17 protein-coding genes are annotated in these 14,932 nt (G+C 71.9%); 12 read left to right on the top strand and 5 right to left on the bottom strand.

What is annotated here, in order from left to right; translation table 11 throughout:
- Positions 1-5: 5 nt before the first annotated feature.
- The 3 genes from leuD (at position 6) to ACFW6P_RS22205 (ending at position 1,881) form a co-directional block, all read left to right on the top strand.
- A complete protein-coding gene (gene leuD, locus ACFW6P_RS22215; protein ID WP_386357170.1) occupies positions 6-599 on the top strand; it encodes a 3-isopropylmalate dehydratase small subunit in 594 nt (197 codons plus the stop codon).
- A gap of 276 nt (positions 600-875) precedes the next feature.
- Positions 876-1,106 (top strand): hypothetical protein, encoded by a 231-nt coding sequence (locus tag ACFW6P_RS22210; protein ID WP_386357172.1) that lies wholly within the window; start codon positions 876-878, stop codon positions 1,104-1,106.
- A gap of 136 nt (positions 1,107-1,242) precedes the next feature.
- A complete protein-coding gene (locus ACFW6P_RS22205) occupies positions 1,243-1,881 on the top strand; it encodes an HU family DNA-binding protein (protein ID WP_386357175.1) in 639 nt (212 codons plus the stop codon).
- A gap of 70 nt (positions 1,882-1,951) precedes the next feature.
- Here ACFW6P_RS22205 and ACFW6P_RS22200 read toward each other — a convergent pair whose 3' ends face one another.
- Both ACFW6P_RS22200 and cofC read right to left on the bottom strand, forming a co-directional pair.
- The gene (locus tag ACFW6P_RS22200) at positions 1,952-2,155 is read right to left on the bottom strand and encodes a hypothetical protein (RefSeq protein WP_386357177.1); all 204 of its coding nucleotides are present in this window, start codon (positions 2,153-2,155) and stop codon (positions 1,952-1,954) included.
- A gap of 9 nt (positions 2,156-2,164) precedes the next feature.
- Positions 2,165-2,803, bottom strand: coding sequence for a 2-phospho-L-lactate guanylyltransferase (cofC, locus tag ACFW6P_RS22195; RefSeq protein WP_386357179.1), 639 nt, complete (start codon positions 2,801-2,803; stop codon positions 2,165-2,167).
- 159 nt (positions 2,804-2,962) lie between these two features.
- On the opposite strand from cofC, the gene ACFW6P_RS22190 reads away from it, so the two are divergent.
- Genes ACFW6P_RS22190 through ACFW6P_RS22180 form a run of 3 tightly spaced genes read left to right on the top strand, consistent with a single transcriptional unit; the run spans position 2,963 to position 6,026 of the window.
- Positions 2,963-3,802: a lysophospholipid acyltransferase family protein gene (locus ACFW6P_RS22190; RefSeq protein WP_386357182.1), complete on the top strand. Its 840-nt coding sequence runs from the start codon at positions 2,963-2,965 to the stop codon at positions 3,800-3,802.
- Positions 3,799-4,809: an NAD(P)H-dependent glycerol-3-phosphate dehydrogenase gene (locus tag ACFW6P_RS22185; protein WP_386424423.1), complete on the top strand. Its 1,011-nt coding sequence runs from the start codon at positions 3,799-3,801 to the stop codon at positions 4,807-4,809. Before ACFW6P_RS22190 ends, ACFW6P_RS22185 begins: the two co-directional genes overlap by 4 nt.
- A gap of 59 nt (positions 4,810-4,868) precedes the next feature.
- Positions 4,869-6,026: a D-alanine--D-alanine ligase family protein gene (locus tag ACFW6P_RS22180; RefSeq protein ID WP_386424420.1), complete on the top strand. Its 1,158-nt coding sequence runs from the start codon at positions 4,869-4,871 to the stop codon at positions 6,024-6,026.
- A 21-nt stretch (positions 6,027-6,047) separates the two neighbouring features.
- Here the strand turns inward: ACFW6P_RS22180 and ACFW6P_RS22175 are convergent, their stop codons facing one another.
- Both ACFW6P_RS22175 and ACFW6P_RS22170 read right to left on the bottom strand, forming a co-directional pair.
- Positions 6,048-6,563 (bottom strand): DUF3515 domain-containing protein, encoded by a 516-nt coding sequence (locus tag ACFW6P_RS22175; RefSeq protein WP_386357190.1) that lies wholly within the window; start codon positions 6,561-6,563, stop codon positions 6,048-6,050.
- A gap of 20 nt (positions 6,564-6,583) precedes the next feature.
- Positions 6,584-6,817 (bottom strand): Lrp/AsnC family transcriptional regulator, encoded by a 234-nt coding sequence (locus ACFW6P_RS22170; RefSeq protein WP_020138723.1) that lies wholly within the window; start codon positions 6,815-6,817, stop codon positions 6,584-6,586.
- Between the two features lie 206 nt (positions 6,818-7,023).
- Between ACFW6P_RS22170 and ACFW6P_RS22165 the strand changes: the two genes are divergently transcribed.
- Together ACFW6P_RS22165 and thiD are read left to right on the top strand one after the other, a co-directional pair.
- Complete coding sequence (locus ACFW6P_RS22165; RefSeq protein WP_386424417.1) at positions 7,024-7,989, top strand: thiamine-phosphate kinase; 966 nt, start codon at positions 7,024-7,026, stop codon at positions 7,987-7,989.
- Positions 7,986-8,777 carry a bifunctional hydroxymethylpyrimidine kinase/phosphomethylpyrimidine kinase gene (thiD, locus tag ACFW6P_RS22160; RefSeq protein ID WP_386357195.1) on the top strand — a complete coding sequence of 264 codons (792 nt, stop codon included), beginning with the start codon at positions 7,986-7,988 and terminating at the stop codon, positions 8,775-8,777. The genes ACFW6P_RS22165 and thiD overlap by 4 nt, the downstream gene beginning before the upstream one ends.
- A 116-nt stretch (positions 8,778-8,893) precedes the next feature.
- Here the strand turns inward: thiD and rpmB are convergent, their stop codons facing one another.
- Positions 8,894-9,079, bottom strand: a complete 186-nt coding sequence (gene rpmB / locus ACFW6P_RS22155; protein WP_003993230.1) for a 50S ribosomal protein L28 — start codon at positions 9,077-9,079, stop codon at positions 8,894-8,896.
- Between the two features lie 247 nt (positions 9,080-9,326).
- Between rpmB and ACFW6P_RS22150 the strand changes: the two genes are divergently transcribed.
- The 4 genes from ACFW6P_RS22150 to coaD all read left to right on the top strand — a co-directional run bounded on the left by ACFW6P_RS22150 (position 9,327) and on the right by coaD (position 14,817).
- Positions 9,327-11,201, top strand: coding sequence for a DAK2 domain-containing protein (locus ACFW6P_RS22150; RefSeq protein ID WP_386424414.1), 1,875 nt, complete (start codon positions 9,327-9,329; stop codon positions 11,199-11,201).
- A gap of 215 nt (positions 11,202-11,416) precedes the next feature.
- Positions 11,417-13,645: an ATP-dependent DNA helicase RecG gene (gene recG / locus ACFW6P_RS22145; protein ID WP_386424411.1), complete on the top strand. Its 2,229-nt coding sequence runs from the start codon at positions 11,417-11,419 to the stop codon at positions 13,643-13,645.
- 45 nt (positions 13,646-13,690) lie between these two features.
- Positions 13,691-14,311 carry a 16S rRNA (guanine(966)-N(2))-methyltransferase RsmD gene (gene rsmD, locus ACFW6P_RS22140; RefSeq protein ID WP_386424440.1) on the top strand — a complete coding sequence of 207 codons (621 nt, stop codon included), beginning with the start codon at positions 13,691-13,693 and terminating at the stop codon, positions 14,309-14,311.
- 26 nt (positions 14,312-14,337) lie between these two features.
- A complete protein-coding gene (coaD, locus tag ACFW6P_RS22135) occupies positions 14,338-14,817 on the top strand; it encodes a pantetheine-phosphate adenylyltransferase (protein ID WP_386357230.1) in 480 nt (159 codons plus the stop codon).
- Positions 14,818-14,932: the final 115 nt, after the last annotated feature.

Raw genomic sequence — 14,932 nt, 5'->3', positions numbered from 1 at the left:
GAACCATGGAAGCCTTCACCACCCACACCGGCCGGGCCGTCCCGCTGCGCCGCAGCAACGTCGACACCGACCAGATCATCCCCGCCCACTGGCTCAAGAAGGTCACGCGCGACGGCTTCGAGGACGGGCTGTTCGAGGCCTGGCGCAGGGACGCGTCCTTCGTGCTCAACCAGCCGGAGCGGCAGGGCGCGACCGTGCTGGTCGCCGGCCCCGACTTCGGCACCGGCTCCTCCCGTGAGCACGCCGTCTGGGCGCTGCAGAACTACGGCTTCAAGACCGTGATCTCCTCCCGCTTCGCCGACATCTTCCGCGGCAACTCGCTCAAGAACGGCCTGCTCACGGTCGTCCTGGAGCAGCCGGTCGTGGACGAGCTGTGGGAGCTCACGGAGCAGGACCCGCAGGCCGAGATCACCGTCGACCTGGTCGCCCGCGAGGTGCGCGCCGAGGGCACCACCGCACCCTTCGAGCTGGACGAGAACTCCCGCTGGCGGCTGCTGAACGGCCTCGACGACATCTCGATCACCCTGCAGAACGAGGCCGACATCGCCGCCTACGAGGCGAAGCGCCCCTCGTACAAGCCGCGGACGCTCCCGGTCTGATCCGCAACACGGTCCGCAGTCGCCGGCAAGGCGACTTTCGGCCACCGCAACACCCCTCTGTACCCCCGATCAGCCCGATCGGGGGTACAGCCGTGTCTGCACCCGAACGGCCCTGGCGACCCCCCGAGGTCGCAGCCAACTTCCCACGTTAAGACGGTGGTTGCCGGGGTACGCGAGTGGTGCAGCTGTGACTTCCGAGTGTGCCCGGACGACTGTTTGAGGCGGCAGTTGTCCCCTGCGCAGGCGACAACTCGCCCCAGATGGCACAATCTGTGCATGGAACACGACGGCCAACTCGAGCTCTATGCGGCAGTCGCGGACCGACTCAAGGAAGCGCACACAAGAGTGCGCGCACTGCAAGTCCCGGAGGGCGTACGGATGGCGCTGACCCGGAAGCTGCTGGTCATTACGGCCGCGGCCAAGCACGATCTCGCCGACGCGGCAAGGCGGCTGGAACGGTTCACGACGGATCTCGACGAGGGACGTCTCCCCGACGAGGAACGCTGAACGCGACGGCACCGCCGAGTTCGATGAGGCACAAGGGTGATAAGCCCGTTTCGTGTTTGATTTGCGGTATATATCTGCCTAACGTGCGAAAAAGCTTGAACACTTTCGTTCTGGCGATGTCTCCGAAGGGGAAGACGTGAACAAGGCGCAGCTCGTAGAAGCGATTGCCGACAAGATGGGCGGTCGCCAGCAGGCCGCCGACGCTGTCGACCATGTGCTGGACGCCATCGTCCGCGCGGTCGTCGCAGGTGAGAGGGTCTCCGTCACCGGCTTCGGTTCCTTCGAGAAGGTCGACCGCCCGGCGCGCTACGCCCGCAACCCGCAGACGGGCGAGCGGGTTCGGGTCAAGAAGACCTCCGTTCCCCGCTTCCGTGCCGGCCAGGGTTTCAAGGACCTGGTCAGCGGCTCGAAGAAGCTCCCGCGGGGCGGTGAGGTCTCCGTGAAGAAGGCGCCCAAGGGCAGCCTCACCGGTGGTGCAGGCGCGACGGTGAAGAAGGCCGCCGCGAAGAAGGCGACCACCAAGACCGCCGCCGCCAGGAAGACCGCCGCCAAGAAGACGACGGCGAAGAAGGCCACCACGAAGACGGCGGCCGCCAAGAAGACCACGGCGAAGAAGGCCCCCGCCAAGACCGCCGCGGCCACCAAGACCGCCGCCGCGAAGAAGACCACCGCCAAGAAGGCCCCGGCGAAGAAGGCGACGGCCAAGAAGGCGCCCGCCAAGAAGTCGACGGCGCGCAAGACCACCGCCAAGAAGACCACCGCCCGCAAGAAGTAGGGGCGCCGGGAACTCACGCGCCGGGCCGGACTCCGCACGGAGTCCGGCCCGCGGTGTGTTCGGCCCGTGGTCAGAGGGTCTGCAGAGTCACCAGTGTGATCCTGAAGTCGTCCCGGGGGCCCTCGACCTCGATGCGCACGCGCTGGCCCGGGCGCAGCAGCCTGAGACCGCCCGCGTCGAACGCCGCCGCGTCGAAGGGCACCGGGGTGCCGTCGTCCAGGAGCACCTGCCCGCTGCGGCTCTTGGGGTCATACGTGTACGCGGTCGCCTGCATGGCAGCAGCCTACTGCCCGGGGATCAGCAACCGCGCGGCGGCCGCGGCCGTATGAGGGCCGACCCCCAGGGCCAGCGCGCTGCGCAGGTCGTCGCCGGTGTCCACGTCCTGGCGCACCGAGTCCACGTCCGCGGGGGCCAGTTCCTCGGCTCCGGACGCGCGGTGCCGGGAGCGGGAACCGGTGCCGAACGCCGGGTGCAGTTCCCGGCCCGGAGCGGCGGCCAGCAAAGTGGTGCCCACCGCGGCCGCATCCGCGAGAAAAGAGCGCGGGAATTGAGCGGCGGCATCGAGCACCCGGGACAATTCCGGCGGACGCAGCGCCGGCAGATCGGCGTTCAGCGCGGCCACCGCACAGGCGGGACGGGCGGACCGCACGGCGTGCGCCGCGTGCCTGAGCGCGGCGTTGAGACCGCTGCCCGGCTCGTCCGCGACGATCCCGGCGCCCAGGGCGGCCAGCACGTGGCCCGCCATGGCGTCGTCCGTGACGACTGCCACATCACGGACCGCGGGGCACGCCAGCGCGGCCGCCACCGTGTCCTGGGCGAAGGCGAGGGCCAAGTCCTGCCGCAGCCCGTCGTGGGCGGTGTCCGCGAGCCTGCTCTTGGCGCGGGCCAGGGGCTTCAGGGGTACGACCAACGTCCACTGCACCGGCGTTCCGCCCTCCTCTTGTCGCGGCCATTGTCACCCGGGGCATCGGGCGGGCGGCGTGTCGGGGCGTACGGTGTCCTCGACAGACCGGCGGCCCGGGGCGACACTTGTGCGGCCCCCCCACGGCCCCCGCTCCAGGCCCTAGAGGAAGGTGTCCGCGTGCCCCGCCGCAGAATCGGCTTCTGGTACCGCTTCGCCGCGGTGATCTGCAAACCACCGCTGGTGGTTCTGCTCAAGCGGGACTGGCGTGGAATGGAGCACATTCCGGCTGAGGGCGGATTCATTACCGTGGTGAACCACAATTCCCACATCGATCCCGTCGCATACGCGCATTTCCAGTACAACACCGGACGCGTCCCGCGATTCCTCGCGAAGAGCGGACTTTTCAAGAAAGGATTCGTCGGTGCCGCGATGCGCGGCACCGGGCAGATCCCCGTCTACCGCGAGAGCACCGACGCGCTCAGCGCCTTCCGGGCCGCGATCGACGCCGTGAACCGCGGGGAATGCGTCGCGTTCTATCCCGAGGGCACCCTCACTCGCGACCCCGACGGCTGGCCCATGACCGGCAAGACCGGAGCCGCCCGCGTCGCCCTGCAGACCAAGTGCCCGGTGATCCCCGTCGCCCAGTGGGGCTGCAACGAGTTGCTGCCGCCGTACGCGAAGAAGCCGCGTCTGCTGCCCCGCAAGACGCACCGCGTGCTCGCCGGGCCGCCGGTGGACCTCACGCGGTTCTACGACCGGGAGATGACCGCGGACCTCCTGAAGGAGGTCACCGAGGCGATCATGGCCGCCATCACCGCCCGGCTGGAGGAGATCCGCGGGGAGAAGGCGCCCGGGACGCCCTACGACCCGCGCCGGGAGCGGATCGAGCAGCGCCGCCGCACACAGGCGCAGACACAGCGGGGCGGGCAGCAGCCCGGGCGGTCGGTGCGGTCGGCACCGCCCGCATCGTCGGGACAGCCGTCGCAGACGGCGCGGGATGAAGGGCTGGGCACGTGAGCAAGCCGGTCAAGGCGGCGGTCCTGAGCGCCGGTTCGTGGGGTACGGCCTTCGGCATGGTGCTCGCCGACACGGGCTGCGAGGTCACCCTGTGGGCACGCCGCCCGGAGGTCGCTCAGGCGATCAACTCCAGCCGCACGAATCCCGACTACTTCCCGGGCGTCGAGCTCCCCGAGCACGTGCGGGCCACCACGGACCCCGCAGAAGCCGCCGCCGACGCCGACTTCACGGTCCTGTCGGTGCCCTCGCAGACCCTGCGCGGCAACCTCGCCGAGTGGAGCCCGCTGCTCGCTCCGGACACGGTCCTCGTCTCCCTGATGAAGGGCGTCGAACTCGGCTCCGCGATGCGGATGAGCGAGGTCATCGACGACGTCGCCAAGGTCGGCCCGGACCGGATCGCCGTGGTGACGGGGCCCAACCTGGCCCGCGAGATCGCCGCGCGCATGCCGGCCGCGGCCGTGGTCGCCTGCACCGACGAGGCCGTCGCCCGCCGCCTGCAGGCCGCCTGCCACACGCCGTACTTCCGCCCGTACACCAATACCGACGTGGTGGGCTGCGAGCTGGGAGGGGCGGTGAAGAACGTCATCGGCCTGGCCGTCGGCATCGCGGACGGCATGGGGCTGGGCGACAACGCCAAGGGCTCGCTCATCACCCGCGGCCTGGCCGAGACGACCCGGCTCGGGATGGCGCTCGGCGCCGACCCGCTGACCTTCTCGGGACTCGCGGGTCTGGGCGATCTGGTGGCCACCTGCTCCTCGCCGCTGTCGCGCAACCACACCTTCGGCACCAACCTCGGCAAGGGCATGACCCTGCAGGAGACCGTCGCGGTGACCAAGCAGACCGCCGAGGGCGTCAAGTCCTGCGAGTCGGTGCTGGACCTGGCCCGCCGGCACGGCGTCGACATGCCGATCACGGAGACGGTCGTCGGCATCGTGCACGAGGGCAAGCCCCCGGTGGTCGCCCTCAAGGAGCTGATGTCGCGCAGCGCCAAGCCCGAACGACGCTGAGCGACGCGAGGCCGGGGGCGCTGTCTCCGGGCACCACCAACGGGTACTCTCGACGCGATATGAGCACCGAGAACCTCCCCCAGAGCCCCGAGCAGCCGCCTCGCAAGCCGCGTGTGGCCGTCGTGTTCGGCGGGCGCAGCTCCGAACACGGGATCTCCGTGGTCACCGCCGGCGCCGTCCTGAAGGCCATCGACCGGACGAAGTACGACGTCCTGCCGATCGGCATCACCCAGGACGGCCGTTGGGCGCTCACGGCGGACGAACCGGAGCGGATGGCCATCGTCGACCGGCGCCCGCCGAGCGTGGACGCGATCGCCGAGTCCGACGAGGGGGCCGTGATCCTCCCGGTCGACCCCGCCGACCGCGAAGTCGTCTACAGCGAGCCTGGTTCGGTGCCGAAGGCGCTCGGCGAGGTCGACGTGGTCTTCCCGGTGCTGCACGGCCCCTACGGCGAGGACGGCACCCTCCAGGGCCTCCTGGAGCTCTCCGGCGTCCCGTACGTGGGCTCGGGCGTGCTCGCCTCGGCCGTCGGCCAGGACAAGGAGTACATGAAGCGGGTGTTCACCTCCTTCGGGCTCAAGGTCGGCCCGTACCTGGTGGTCAGGCCCCGCGAGTGGGAGCGGGACCAGACCGCCGCCCGCAAGAGGATCGTCGACTTCGCCGGCGAGCACGGTTGGCCGCTGTTCGTGAAGCCCTCGCGCGCCGGTTCGTCCATCGGCATCACCAAGGTCGACGACCTCTTCGGCCTGGACGAGGCGATCGCCGAGGCCCAGCGCCACGACCCGAAGATCCTCGTCGAGGCGGCCCTGCGCGGCCGCGAGATCGAGTGCGGCGTCCTGGAGTTCGAGGACGGCCCCCGGGCCTCCGTCCCCGCCGAGATCCCCCCGCCCGAGGCGCACGCGTACTACGACTTCGAGGCGAAGTACATCGACTCCACGCCCGGCATCGTCCCGGCGCCGCTGACGCCCGAGGAGACGGCCGAGGTGCAGCGCCTGGCGGTCGACGCCTTCGAGGCGGCGTCCTGCGAGGGGCTGGTCCGCGCGGACTTCTTCCTCACCGAGGACGGCGAGTTCGTGATCAACGAGATCAACACGATGCCCGGTTTCACACCCATCTCGATGTACCCGCAGATGTGGCAGGCGAGCGGGATCGGCTACCCGGAGCTGGTGGACCGTCTGGTGCAGGCTGCCCTGCGCCGCTCGACCGGCCTGCGGTGAAGCGCCCTTGAGGTACGGCGCTCAGGAGGCGATCCCCTGGGGGATCGCCTTTTTCACAGCCGCTGCCAGATCGATCAGGACGCCGGAGCTGTCCACCCCCTCCGGCACACCCACCTCGACATAGGCCTCACGGTTGGCGGTGGTGAAGCGATGGCCGCCGTCCTGCCGCTCCATGAGCCAGTCGACCCCGTTCACACCCCCGGCCACCGCGTCCTCGTCGCGCCCCTCCGCCACCTTCGGATCGACCATCTTCGGCGGCTGGGGCACACCGCATCGCAGTATGATCGCCGGGCTGCCCCAGGCCGCCGTCAGCGCCGAGGCGGGCTCGGGGTCCTCGCGACGCTCACCGCCCACCTTCGCGGGCAGTACCTTGTCCAGGTCGCGGCACAGTTCCGTGACCTCCGCGCCGGGACTGGGAACCGCCGCCGACGCGCTGTCGTCTGCTGAGGAGCAGCCCGCTGCCGTGATCAACAGCGCGACGGCGGCCAGGCGGGACAGGTGCGGTACACGACGGTGCCGGTGACGGAAAGAGTTCACCGGCACAGGTTAGACGGGGGCTACAGATGGACCACCGGGCAGGTCAGGGTGCGGGTGATGCCGTCCACCTGCTGAACCTTGGCGACCACCATGCGACCGAGGTCGTCGACGGTGTCGGCCTGGGCCCGCACGATCACGTCGTACGGTCCGGTCACGTCCTCGGCCTGGATGATCCCAGGGATCTTGCTGATCGTCTCGGCGACGGTCGACGCCTTGCCGACCTCCGTCTGGATCAGGATGTACGCCTGTACCACGGAACCTCCAGGGCGGCCACGAGGATCATGTGGGGAAAAGGAACGCCACGGTATCGCGTTGCCGCACACCGCGGGGAGACCTGCGGGCACCGGGTCTCGTGTGCCGGGGCGCGAGTCCGGCGGAACGTGGCGGTCACCTCGACCGTAGCGAGGACCGAGAGGCCCCGCGACCGGGCACGGACAGGGACAGAAGGGGAGAAAGGGCAATGAAGGGCACTGTTGGTGAGCTCGGTGAGTTCGGGCTCATCAGGGAGCTCACCTCCCGTCTGACCACCACCCCGGCGGTCCGGCTCGGCCCCGGCGACGACGCCGCCGTGGTGGCCGCGCCCGACCGCAGGGTCGTGGCCAGCACGGACATCCTGGTGGAGGGCCGGCACTTCCGCCGGGACTGGTCGACGGCGTACGACGTGGGCCGCAAGGCGGCCGCGCAGAACCTCGCGGACATCGCCGCCATGGGCGCCGTGCCGACCGCGCTGCTGCTCGGCCTGGTCGTCCCGGCCGAACTGCCGGTGACCTGGCCGAGCGAGCTGATGGACGGCCTGCGCGACGAGTGCCAGGTGGCGGGCGCCGCCGTCGTCGGGGGCGACGTCGTGCGCGGCGACTCGATCATGGTGTCGATTACCGCGCTCGGCGACCTGCGCAACCAGGAGCCCGTGACGCGGGCGGGCGCGCAGCCCGGCGACCTCGTCGCGGTGACGGGCTGGCTGGGCTGGTCGGCGGCCGGGTACGCGGTGCTCTCCCGGGGGTTCCGCTCGCCGCGCGCCTTCGTGGAGGCGCACCGGCGGCCGGAGCCGCCGTACCACGCGGGCCCCGCGGCCGCCGGGCTCGGGGCGACCGCGATGTGCGACGTGAGCGACGGGCTGATCGCCGACCTCGGGCACATCGCCGAGGCCAGCAAGGTGCGCATCGACATCCGCTCCGGGGCGATCGACATCCCGACCCAGATGAACGACATCGGGCAGGCCGTGGGCGTCGACCCGATGCAGTGGGTGCTGACCGGGGGAGAGGACCACGCGATCGTGGCGACGTTCCCGCCGGACGTGAAGCTGCCCGCACGCTGGAAGGTCATCGGCGAGGTGCTCAACCCCTCGGCTCTGCCCCAGGTGACGGTCGACGGGGCGCCGTGGACCAGCAAGGGCGGCTGGGACCACTTCGGGGACATCGAGTCATGATCCCGGGCGTCCTGGCGGTGGCGGGCTCCGACTCGGGCGGCGGGGCGGGCATCCAGGCCGACCTGAAGACGATGCTCGCGCTCGGTGTGCACGGCATGAGCGTCCTCACGGCGGTGACGGCCCAGAACTCCCTCGGCGTACAGGGAGCATGGGAGCTGCCCGTGGAGGCCGTGCGGGCCCAGTACCGCAGCGTCGTCGACGACATCGGCGTCCGCGCGGTCAAGACCGGCATGCTCTCCTCCGCCGAACTGGTCGAGGAGGTAGCCGAGTTGCTCGCGGGTACGAACGCCCCGACGGTCGTGGACCCGGTCGTCGTCTCCAAGCACGGCGACTCCCTGCTCGCGGCCTCCGCGCTGGACTCCGTCCGGACGAGGCTGCTGCCGGTCGCGACGGTCGCCACGCCCAACCTCGACGAGGTCGCCCAGCTGACCGGCGTGCGCGTCGAGTCGGAGGGCGAGATGCGGCGCGCCGCGGTGGCGGTGCTCGGGTACGGGCCGCGCTGGGTGCTGATCAAGGGCGGCCATCTGCCCGGGGAGGCCGTCGATCTCCTCACCGACGGCTCCGACGAGCACTGGCTCCGGGCGCCGCGGCATGACAACCGCCACACGCACGGCACCGGCTGCACCCTCGCCTCCGCGATCGCCGCACAGCTGGCGAAGGGGGACGCGGTGCCGGAGGCGGTGGTGGCGGCCAAGGAGTACGTCACCGGCGCGATCGCGGCCGGCTTCGCCCTCGGCGGGGGGATCGGGCCGGTGGATCACGGCTGGCGGTTCCGGGGGCAGGCGTAGCCGTCGGCGCCGCCCCCGTTCCGGCAACGCCTGGGTCCGGACACACCAAAGAGCCGGTCCACACGAGGTGGACCGGCTCTGCAGCGAACCGACAGCGGCCGCGCGCTAGCTGAGCGTCAGCGCGAGACCTTGCCGGCCTTGATGCACGAGGTGCAAGCGTTCACGCGCTTCGGCGTCCCGCCCACCACGGTACGCACTCGCTGGATGTTCGGGTTCCAGCGGCGGGACGTACGGCGGTGCGAGTGCGAGATGTTGTTGCCGAAGCCCGGCCCCTTGCCGCAGACGTCGCAGTTGGCAGCCACGGGTCACTCCAAAGACTTCAGATGCACTTACGGGTTATCCCGGCATGCCGGGATCGGATCGAAGATCTGAGTGGCGCTGCCAGGGGAATGGCCCGATCGGGATCGGGCAACCGGAGCAGCATACAACGACTGCTCCAGTGCAACGAAACTACCATGGCCGGCCCCGGGCCCGCCCCGGGCCGTGTTCCGGTCGAGACCGCCCCGGGGTCTACGCTGCCTGCCACGTCCAGCAGCTCAGGGAGGCGCAGTGGCGCAGGTGCCGCAGACATGTCTCGATGCGGTCGCGGTGCGCACCTGGTGCGCTCTCGCACTCGAGACGCTGGGGCGGGCGCGTGAGGAGATCGACGCGATCAACGTCTATCCCGTGGCGGACGGGGACACCGGGACCAACCTGTACCTGACGGTGGAGTCGGCGGCGGCGGCGGTCGAGGCGGTGTTCGCGGGGCACGCGGCCGGCTCCGGCCCACACGGGCGGCCGACCCTCTCCGACGCGGTGCGGGCCATGGCGCACGGCGCGCTCATCGGGGCCCGCGGCAACTCCGGGACGATCCTCGCGCAGCTGCTGCGCGGCATGGCCCAGGTGCTCGCCGACGCCGAGGCGGCGCACGCCGACGGCCGGGACCTGCGCGAGGCTCTGCGGCGCGCGGCGGACTCGGCCCGCCAGGCGGTGGCCCACCCCGTGGAAGGCACGGTCCTCACGGTCGCCTCGGCCGCCGCCGACGCCGCGGACGCCGCCGAGGGCGACTGCGGCACGGTGGCCCGGGCGGCCTACGCGGGAGCGCGAGCGGCCCTCGCGGCGACCCCGCGGCAGCTGGCCGTCCTGGAACGCGCCGGGGTGGTCGACGCCGGCGGCCGGGGACTGGTGGCGGTGCTCGGGGCGCTGGTGGAGACGTTCACGGGGGAGAGGCCGCGGGCCGTGACGGTGGCTGCCGTCACGAGTGCGGGCGGTGCCGTGCCCGCGCCGAGCGTCCCGGGGGCCCGGGCCTCCGGGCAGGGCGGGGCCGGCGAACCGGCCGGTGCGCACGCGCGCGTGACGGCCGCAGGGGCCGGTGAGACGGCGCTCGCCGCGGGCGCCGCACGCGTCGACGAGCCGGGGCCGGGCGCGGGCACCGGGCCGGTCCGCGCCCCGCACGCGTGCGGGGAGGCCGACGGAGCCGAGGACGCCGCCGGCAGCGGCGCCGCCGTCCCCGGACCGGACGGTCCCGCCTTCGAGGTCATCTACCTGCTGGAGGCCGAGGACGCGGCCGTCGCGCGGTTGCGGGAGCGGCTCGACGTCCTCGGGGACTCGCTGGTCGTGGTCGGCGGGGACGGCCTGTGGAACGTGCACGTCCATGTCGACGACGCGGGCGCCGCCGTCGAGGCCGGTATCGAGGCCGGGCGGCCGTACCGGATCCGGATCACGCACTTCGGCGCCGACGACGTGCACACCACGGGCGCGGAGCGTCCGCCCCGGGAGCGCGCGCAGCGGGCCGTCGTGGCCGTCGTGCCCGGCGAGGGGCTGGCCGGGCTGTACGCCGAGGCCGGCGCGACCACCGTGCTCGCACGCCCCGGGGAGCCACCCGCGAGCGGCGAGCTCGTGCAGGCCGTGCGCCGGGCCCACGCGCGCGAGGTCGTGCTCATGCCCAACGACGCCGACCTCCGCCACACCGCCGCCGCGGCGGCCGAGCAGGTCCGCGCGGAGGGCGTCCGCGTGGCGCTCATCCCGACCCGCTCGGCGGTCCAGGGCATCGCGGCCCTGGCCGTGCACGAGCCGGAGCGCCGCTTCGACGAGGACGTCGTGTCGATGACCTCGGCCGCCGGTGCGACCCGCTACGCCGAGGTCACCGTCGCCGAGGCCGAGTCCTGGACGATGGCCGGCATCTGCCAGGCCGGTGACGTCCTCGGCCTGATCGACGGCGACGTGGCCGTGATCGGCTCGGACGTCGCGGCCACCGCGGCAACCGTCCTGGACCGGATGCTCGCGGCCGGGGGCGAGATGGTCACCCTGGTGCTCGGTGACGACGCCCCCGACACCGTCGCCGAGCATCTGGAGAGCCGTGTCCGCGAGGGTTACCTCGCCGTCGACACGGTGGTCTACCGGGGCGGGCGGCAGGGGGCCCTGCTGCTCATCGGCGTCGAGTAGCGCCGGCGGGCCGCGGAACCGCGAACGGGCCGGGCCGCGTTCGGGGACGGGCCGCTGCCGGGTGGAGCGGACCGGTCCGCCTCGGCCGTCGGTCCGGCCGGCCCGGGGGCGCCCCGGCCCCACCCGCTGAACGAGCCCTCTGACCAGGTTTTTCCTGGATCTTCACGGCGATACCGGCCGCTGCCCGCAGGCCGTTGTCAGTGCGGTGGTGTGCAATGGATCTCGTGCCCGCACTGGAAGAACCGCTGCAACAACCGCTGAAGTCGGTGCTCGGCCCCGCCACCGCGAAGGTGATGGCCGAGCACCTCGGCCTGCGTACCGTCGGCGACCTGCTCCACCACTACCCGCGCAGATACGAGGAGCGCGGGCAGCTCACGCACCTCGCCGACCTCCCCATGGACGAGCACGTCACGGTGGTCGCCCAGGTCGCCGACGCCCGGCTGCACACGTTCGCCTCGGCCCGGGCCCCGCGCGGCAAGGGCCAGCGCCTGGAGGTCACGATCACGGACGGCAGCGGCCGCCTCCAACTGGTCTTCTTCGGCAAGGGCGTTCACAAGCCCCACAAGGAGCTCCTGCCCGGCACGCGCGCGATGTTCGCCGGCAAGGTCTCCGTCTTCAACCGCCGTCTGCAACTGGCCCACCCGGCGTACGAGTTGCTGCGCGGGGACCCCGAGGAGTCCGTCGAGACCTGGGCGGGCGCCCTGATCCCGATCTACCCGGCCACCGCCCAACTGGAGTCCTGGAAGATCGGCAAGGCGCTGCAGACGGTCCTGCCCACCGCCCGGGAGGCCGCCGACCCGCTGCCGGAGTCCCTGCGCGAGGGCCGCGGCCTGGTCCCCCTCCCCGAGGCACTCCTCAAGATCCACCGCCCGCACACCAAGGCGGACGTCGAGGACGCCCGCTCCCGCCTCAAGTGGGACGAGGCCTTCGTCCTCCAGGTCGCCCTCGCCCGCCGCCGCCATGCCGACGCCCAACTCCCCGCCGTGGCCAGGAAACCGGCCCCCGACGGCCTGCTCACGGCCTTCGACGCCCGTCTCCCCTTCACCCTCACCGACGGCCAGCGGCGCGTCTCCCGGGAGATCTTCGACGACCTGGCGACCGAGCACCCGATGCACCGCCTGCTGCAGGGAGAGGTCGGCTCCGGCAAGACGATGGTCGCCCTGCGCGCCATGCTCGCCGTCGTCGACGCCGGTGGCCAGGCCGCCATGCTCGCACCCACCGAGGTCCTCGCCCAGCAGCACCACCGCTCGATCGTCGAGATGATGGGCGAGCTGGCCGAGGGCGGCATGCTGGGCGGGGCCGAGCAGGCCACCAAGGTGGTGCTGCTCACCGGCTCCATGGGCGCCGCCGCCCGCCGCCGGGCGCTGCTCGACCTCACCACCGGCGAGGCCGGCATCGTCATCGGTACCCACGCGCTGATCGAGGACAAGGTCCGGTTCCACGATCTCGGCCTGGTCGTGGTCGACGAGCAGCACCGCTTCGGCGTCGAGCAGCGCGACGCCCTGCGCGGCAAGGGCAAGCAGCCCCCGCACCTGCTCGTCATGACGGCCACGCCCATCCCGCGCACGGTCGCCATGACCGTCTTCGGCGACCTGGAGACCTCCGTCCTCGACCAGCTGCCGGCCGGCCGCTCACCGATCGCCAGCCATGTCGTCCCGGCCGCCGACAAGCCCCACTTCCTGGCCCGCGCCTGGGAGCGGGCCCGTGAGGAGGTGGCGAAGGGCCACCAGGCGTACATCGTCTGCCCCCGCATCGGCGACGAGGAGGACGACCCCGGGAAGACCGGGGGGAAGAAGCCCCCCGGGTCCCCGGAGGACGCCGCCGAGAAGCGTCCGCCGCTCGCCGTCCTCGACGTCGCCGACCAGCTGGCCAAGGGCCCGCTCCAGGGCCTGCGGGTCGAGGTCCTGCACGGCAGGATGCACCCCGACGACAAGGACGCCGTCATGCGCCGCTTCGCCGCGGGCGAGGCCGACGTCCTGGTCGCCACGACGGTCATCGAGGTCGGCGTCAACGTCCCCAACGCCACCGCCATGGTGATCATGGACGCCGACCGCTTCGGCGTCTCCCAGCTCCACCAGCTCCGCGGCCGCGTCGGCCGCGGCTCGGCCCCCGGCCTGTGCCTGCTGGTCACCGAGATGCCGGAGGCGAGCCCCGCCCGCCAGCGGCTGAACGCCGTCGCCTCCACCCTCGACGGCTTCGAGCTCTCCCGCATCGACCTCGAACAGCGCCGCGAGGGCGACGTCCTCGGCCAGGCCCAGTCGGGCGCCCGCACCAGCCTCAGGATGCTGGCGGTCATCGAGGACGAGGAGATCATCGCGGAGGCCAGGCAGGAGGCGACGGCGGTGGTGGCCGCCGACCCGGAGCTGACCGGCCTTCCCGGCCTGCGCACAGCCCTGGACGCCCTCTTGGACGAGGAGCGGGAGCGGTACTTGGAAAAGGGGTGAGAGAGACTTCCATCAGGGGCGCGGGGAACTGCGCGACCAGCCACACTGAAACGTAAAGCCGCCCACCATCAAGGACCGAAGATGACCCGCGTGATCGCCGGCACAGCCGGCGGACGCCGCCTGGCCGTCCCACCAGGCAACGGCACCCGCCCCACCTCCGACCGCGCGCGCGAAGGCCTCTTCTCCACCTGGCAGTCCCTCCTCGGCGGCCCCCTCGACGGCGAACGCGTACTCGACCTGTACGCGGGTTCGGGGGCGGTCGGTCTCGAAGCCCTCTCCCGGGGCGCGAGCCACACCCTCCTGGTCGAGACCGACGCAAGGGCCGCGCGCGTCATCCGGGAGAACGTCAAGAGCCTCGGCCTCCCCGGCGTCGAGGTCAGGGCGGGCAAGGCCGAGCAGATCATCCAGTCGGCGCCCGCAGCCCCGTACGACCTCGCCTTCCTGGACCCCCCGTACCGTGTGACGGATCACGATCTTCGGGAGATCCTCCTCACACTCCGCTCGGAAGGGTGGCTCGCAGAGGAAGCCCTCGTCACCGTGGAGCGCAGCACCAGAGGCGGCGAATTCCGGTGGCCCGAGGGTTTCGAACCCCTCAGGTCCCGCCGCTACGGCGAGGGAACGTTTTGGTACGGTCGCGCCGCCTCTACGTGCGCATACGCACGATGACCGGACCGGAGAGCGAGGGATCACAAGTGCGCCGCGCCGTCTGTCCCGGGTCGTTCGACCCGATCACCAACGGACACCTCGACATCATCTCCCGCGCCTCCAGGCTGTACGACGAGGTCTACGTCGCGGTGATGATCAACCAGGCCAAGCGGGGTCTGTTCGAGATCGAGGAGCGGATCGACCTGATCCGCCGGGTCACCGCCGAGTACGGCAACGTCCGCGTCGAGGCCTTCCACGGCCTGCTCGTCGACTTCTGCAAGCAGCGCGACATCCCCGCCATCGTCAAGGGCCTGCGCGCGGTCAGCGACTTCGACTACGAGCTGCAGATGGCGCAGATGAACAACGGCCTCTCGGGCGTGGAGACCCTCTTCATCCCCACCAACCCCACCTACAGCTTCCTGTCGTCCTCCCTGGTCAAGGAGGTCGCGACCTGGGGCGGCGACGTCTCCCACCTGGTGCCCGAGGAGGTCCTCCAGGCCCTCTCCGAGCGGCTGCGGAAGGACTGAACGCCCCCCGGGCGCCCCGCCGGGGCCTGACAACCCGTCACCCGGTGCCGGGCGGCGACCCCGTGGCCTTAGAGTCGTCCCGTCCGTCTCCAAGGCATCTGTAGAGAGTGGCGAG

The sequence above is a fragment of the Streptomyces sp. NPDC058741 genome (assembly GCF_042746715.1).
Lineage (GTDB): Bacteria > Actinomycetota > Actinomycetes > Streptomycetales > Streptomycetaceae > Streptomyces.
The sequence above is the reverse complement of the archived record's forward strand: the minus strand, read 5'-3'. Positions and strand labels throughout refer to the sequence as shown.

Coding starts and splice junctions, on each gene's coding strand:
- recG (WP_386424411.1), top strand. CDS start 11,417: ATGGATCTCGTGCCCGCACTGGAAGAACCGCTGCAACAACCGCTGAAG.
- ACFW6P_RS22180 (WP_386424420.1), top strand. CDS start 4,869: ATGAGCACCGAGAACCTCCCCCAGAGCCCCGAGCAGCCGCCTCGCAAG.
- ACFW6P_RS22200 (WP_386357177.1), bottom strand. CDS start 2,155: ATGCAGGCGACCGCGTACACGTATGACCCCAAGAGCCGCAGCGGGCAG.
- ACFW6P_RS22210 (WP_386357172.1), top strand. CDS start 876: ATGGAACACGACGGCCAACTCGAGCTCTATGCGGCAGTCGCGGACCGA.
- thiD (WP_386357195.1), top strand. CDS start 7,986: ATGATCCCGGGCGTCCTGGCGGTGGCGGGCTCCGACTCGGGCGGCGGG.
- leuD (WP_386357170.1), top strand. CDS start 6: ATGGAAGCCTTCACCACCCACACCGGCCGGGCCGTCCCGCTGCGCCGC.
- ACFW6P_RS22165 (WP_386424417.1), top strand. CDS start 7,024: ATGAAGGGCACTGTTGGTGAGCTCGGTGAGTTCGGGCTCATCAGGGAG.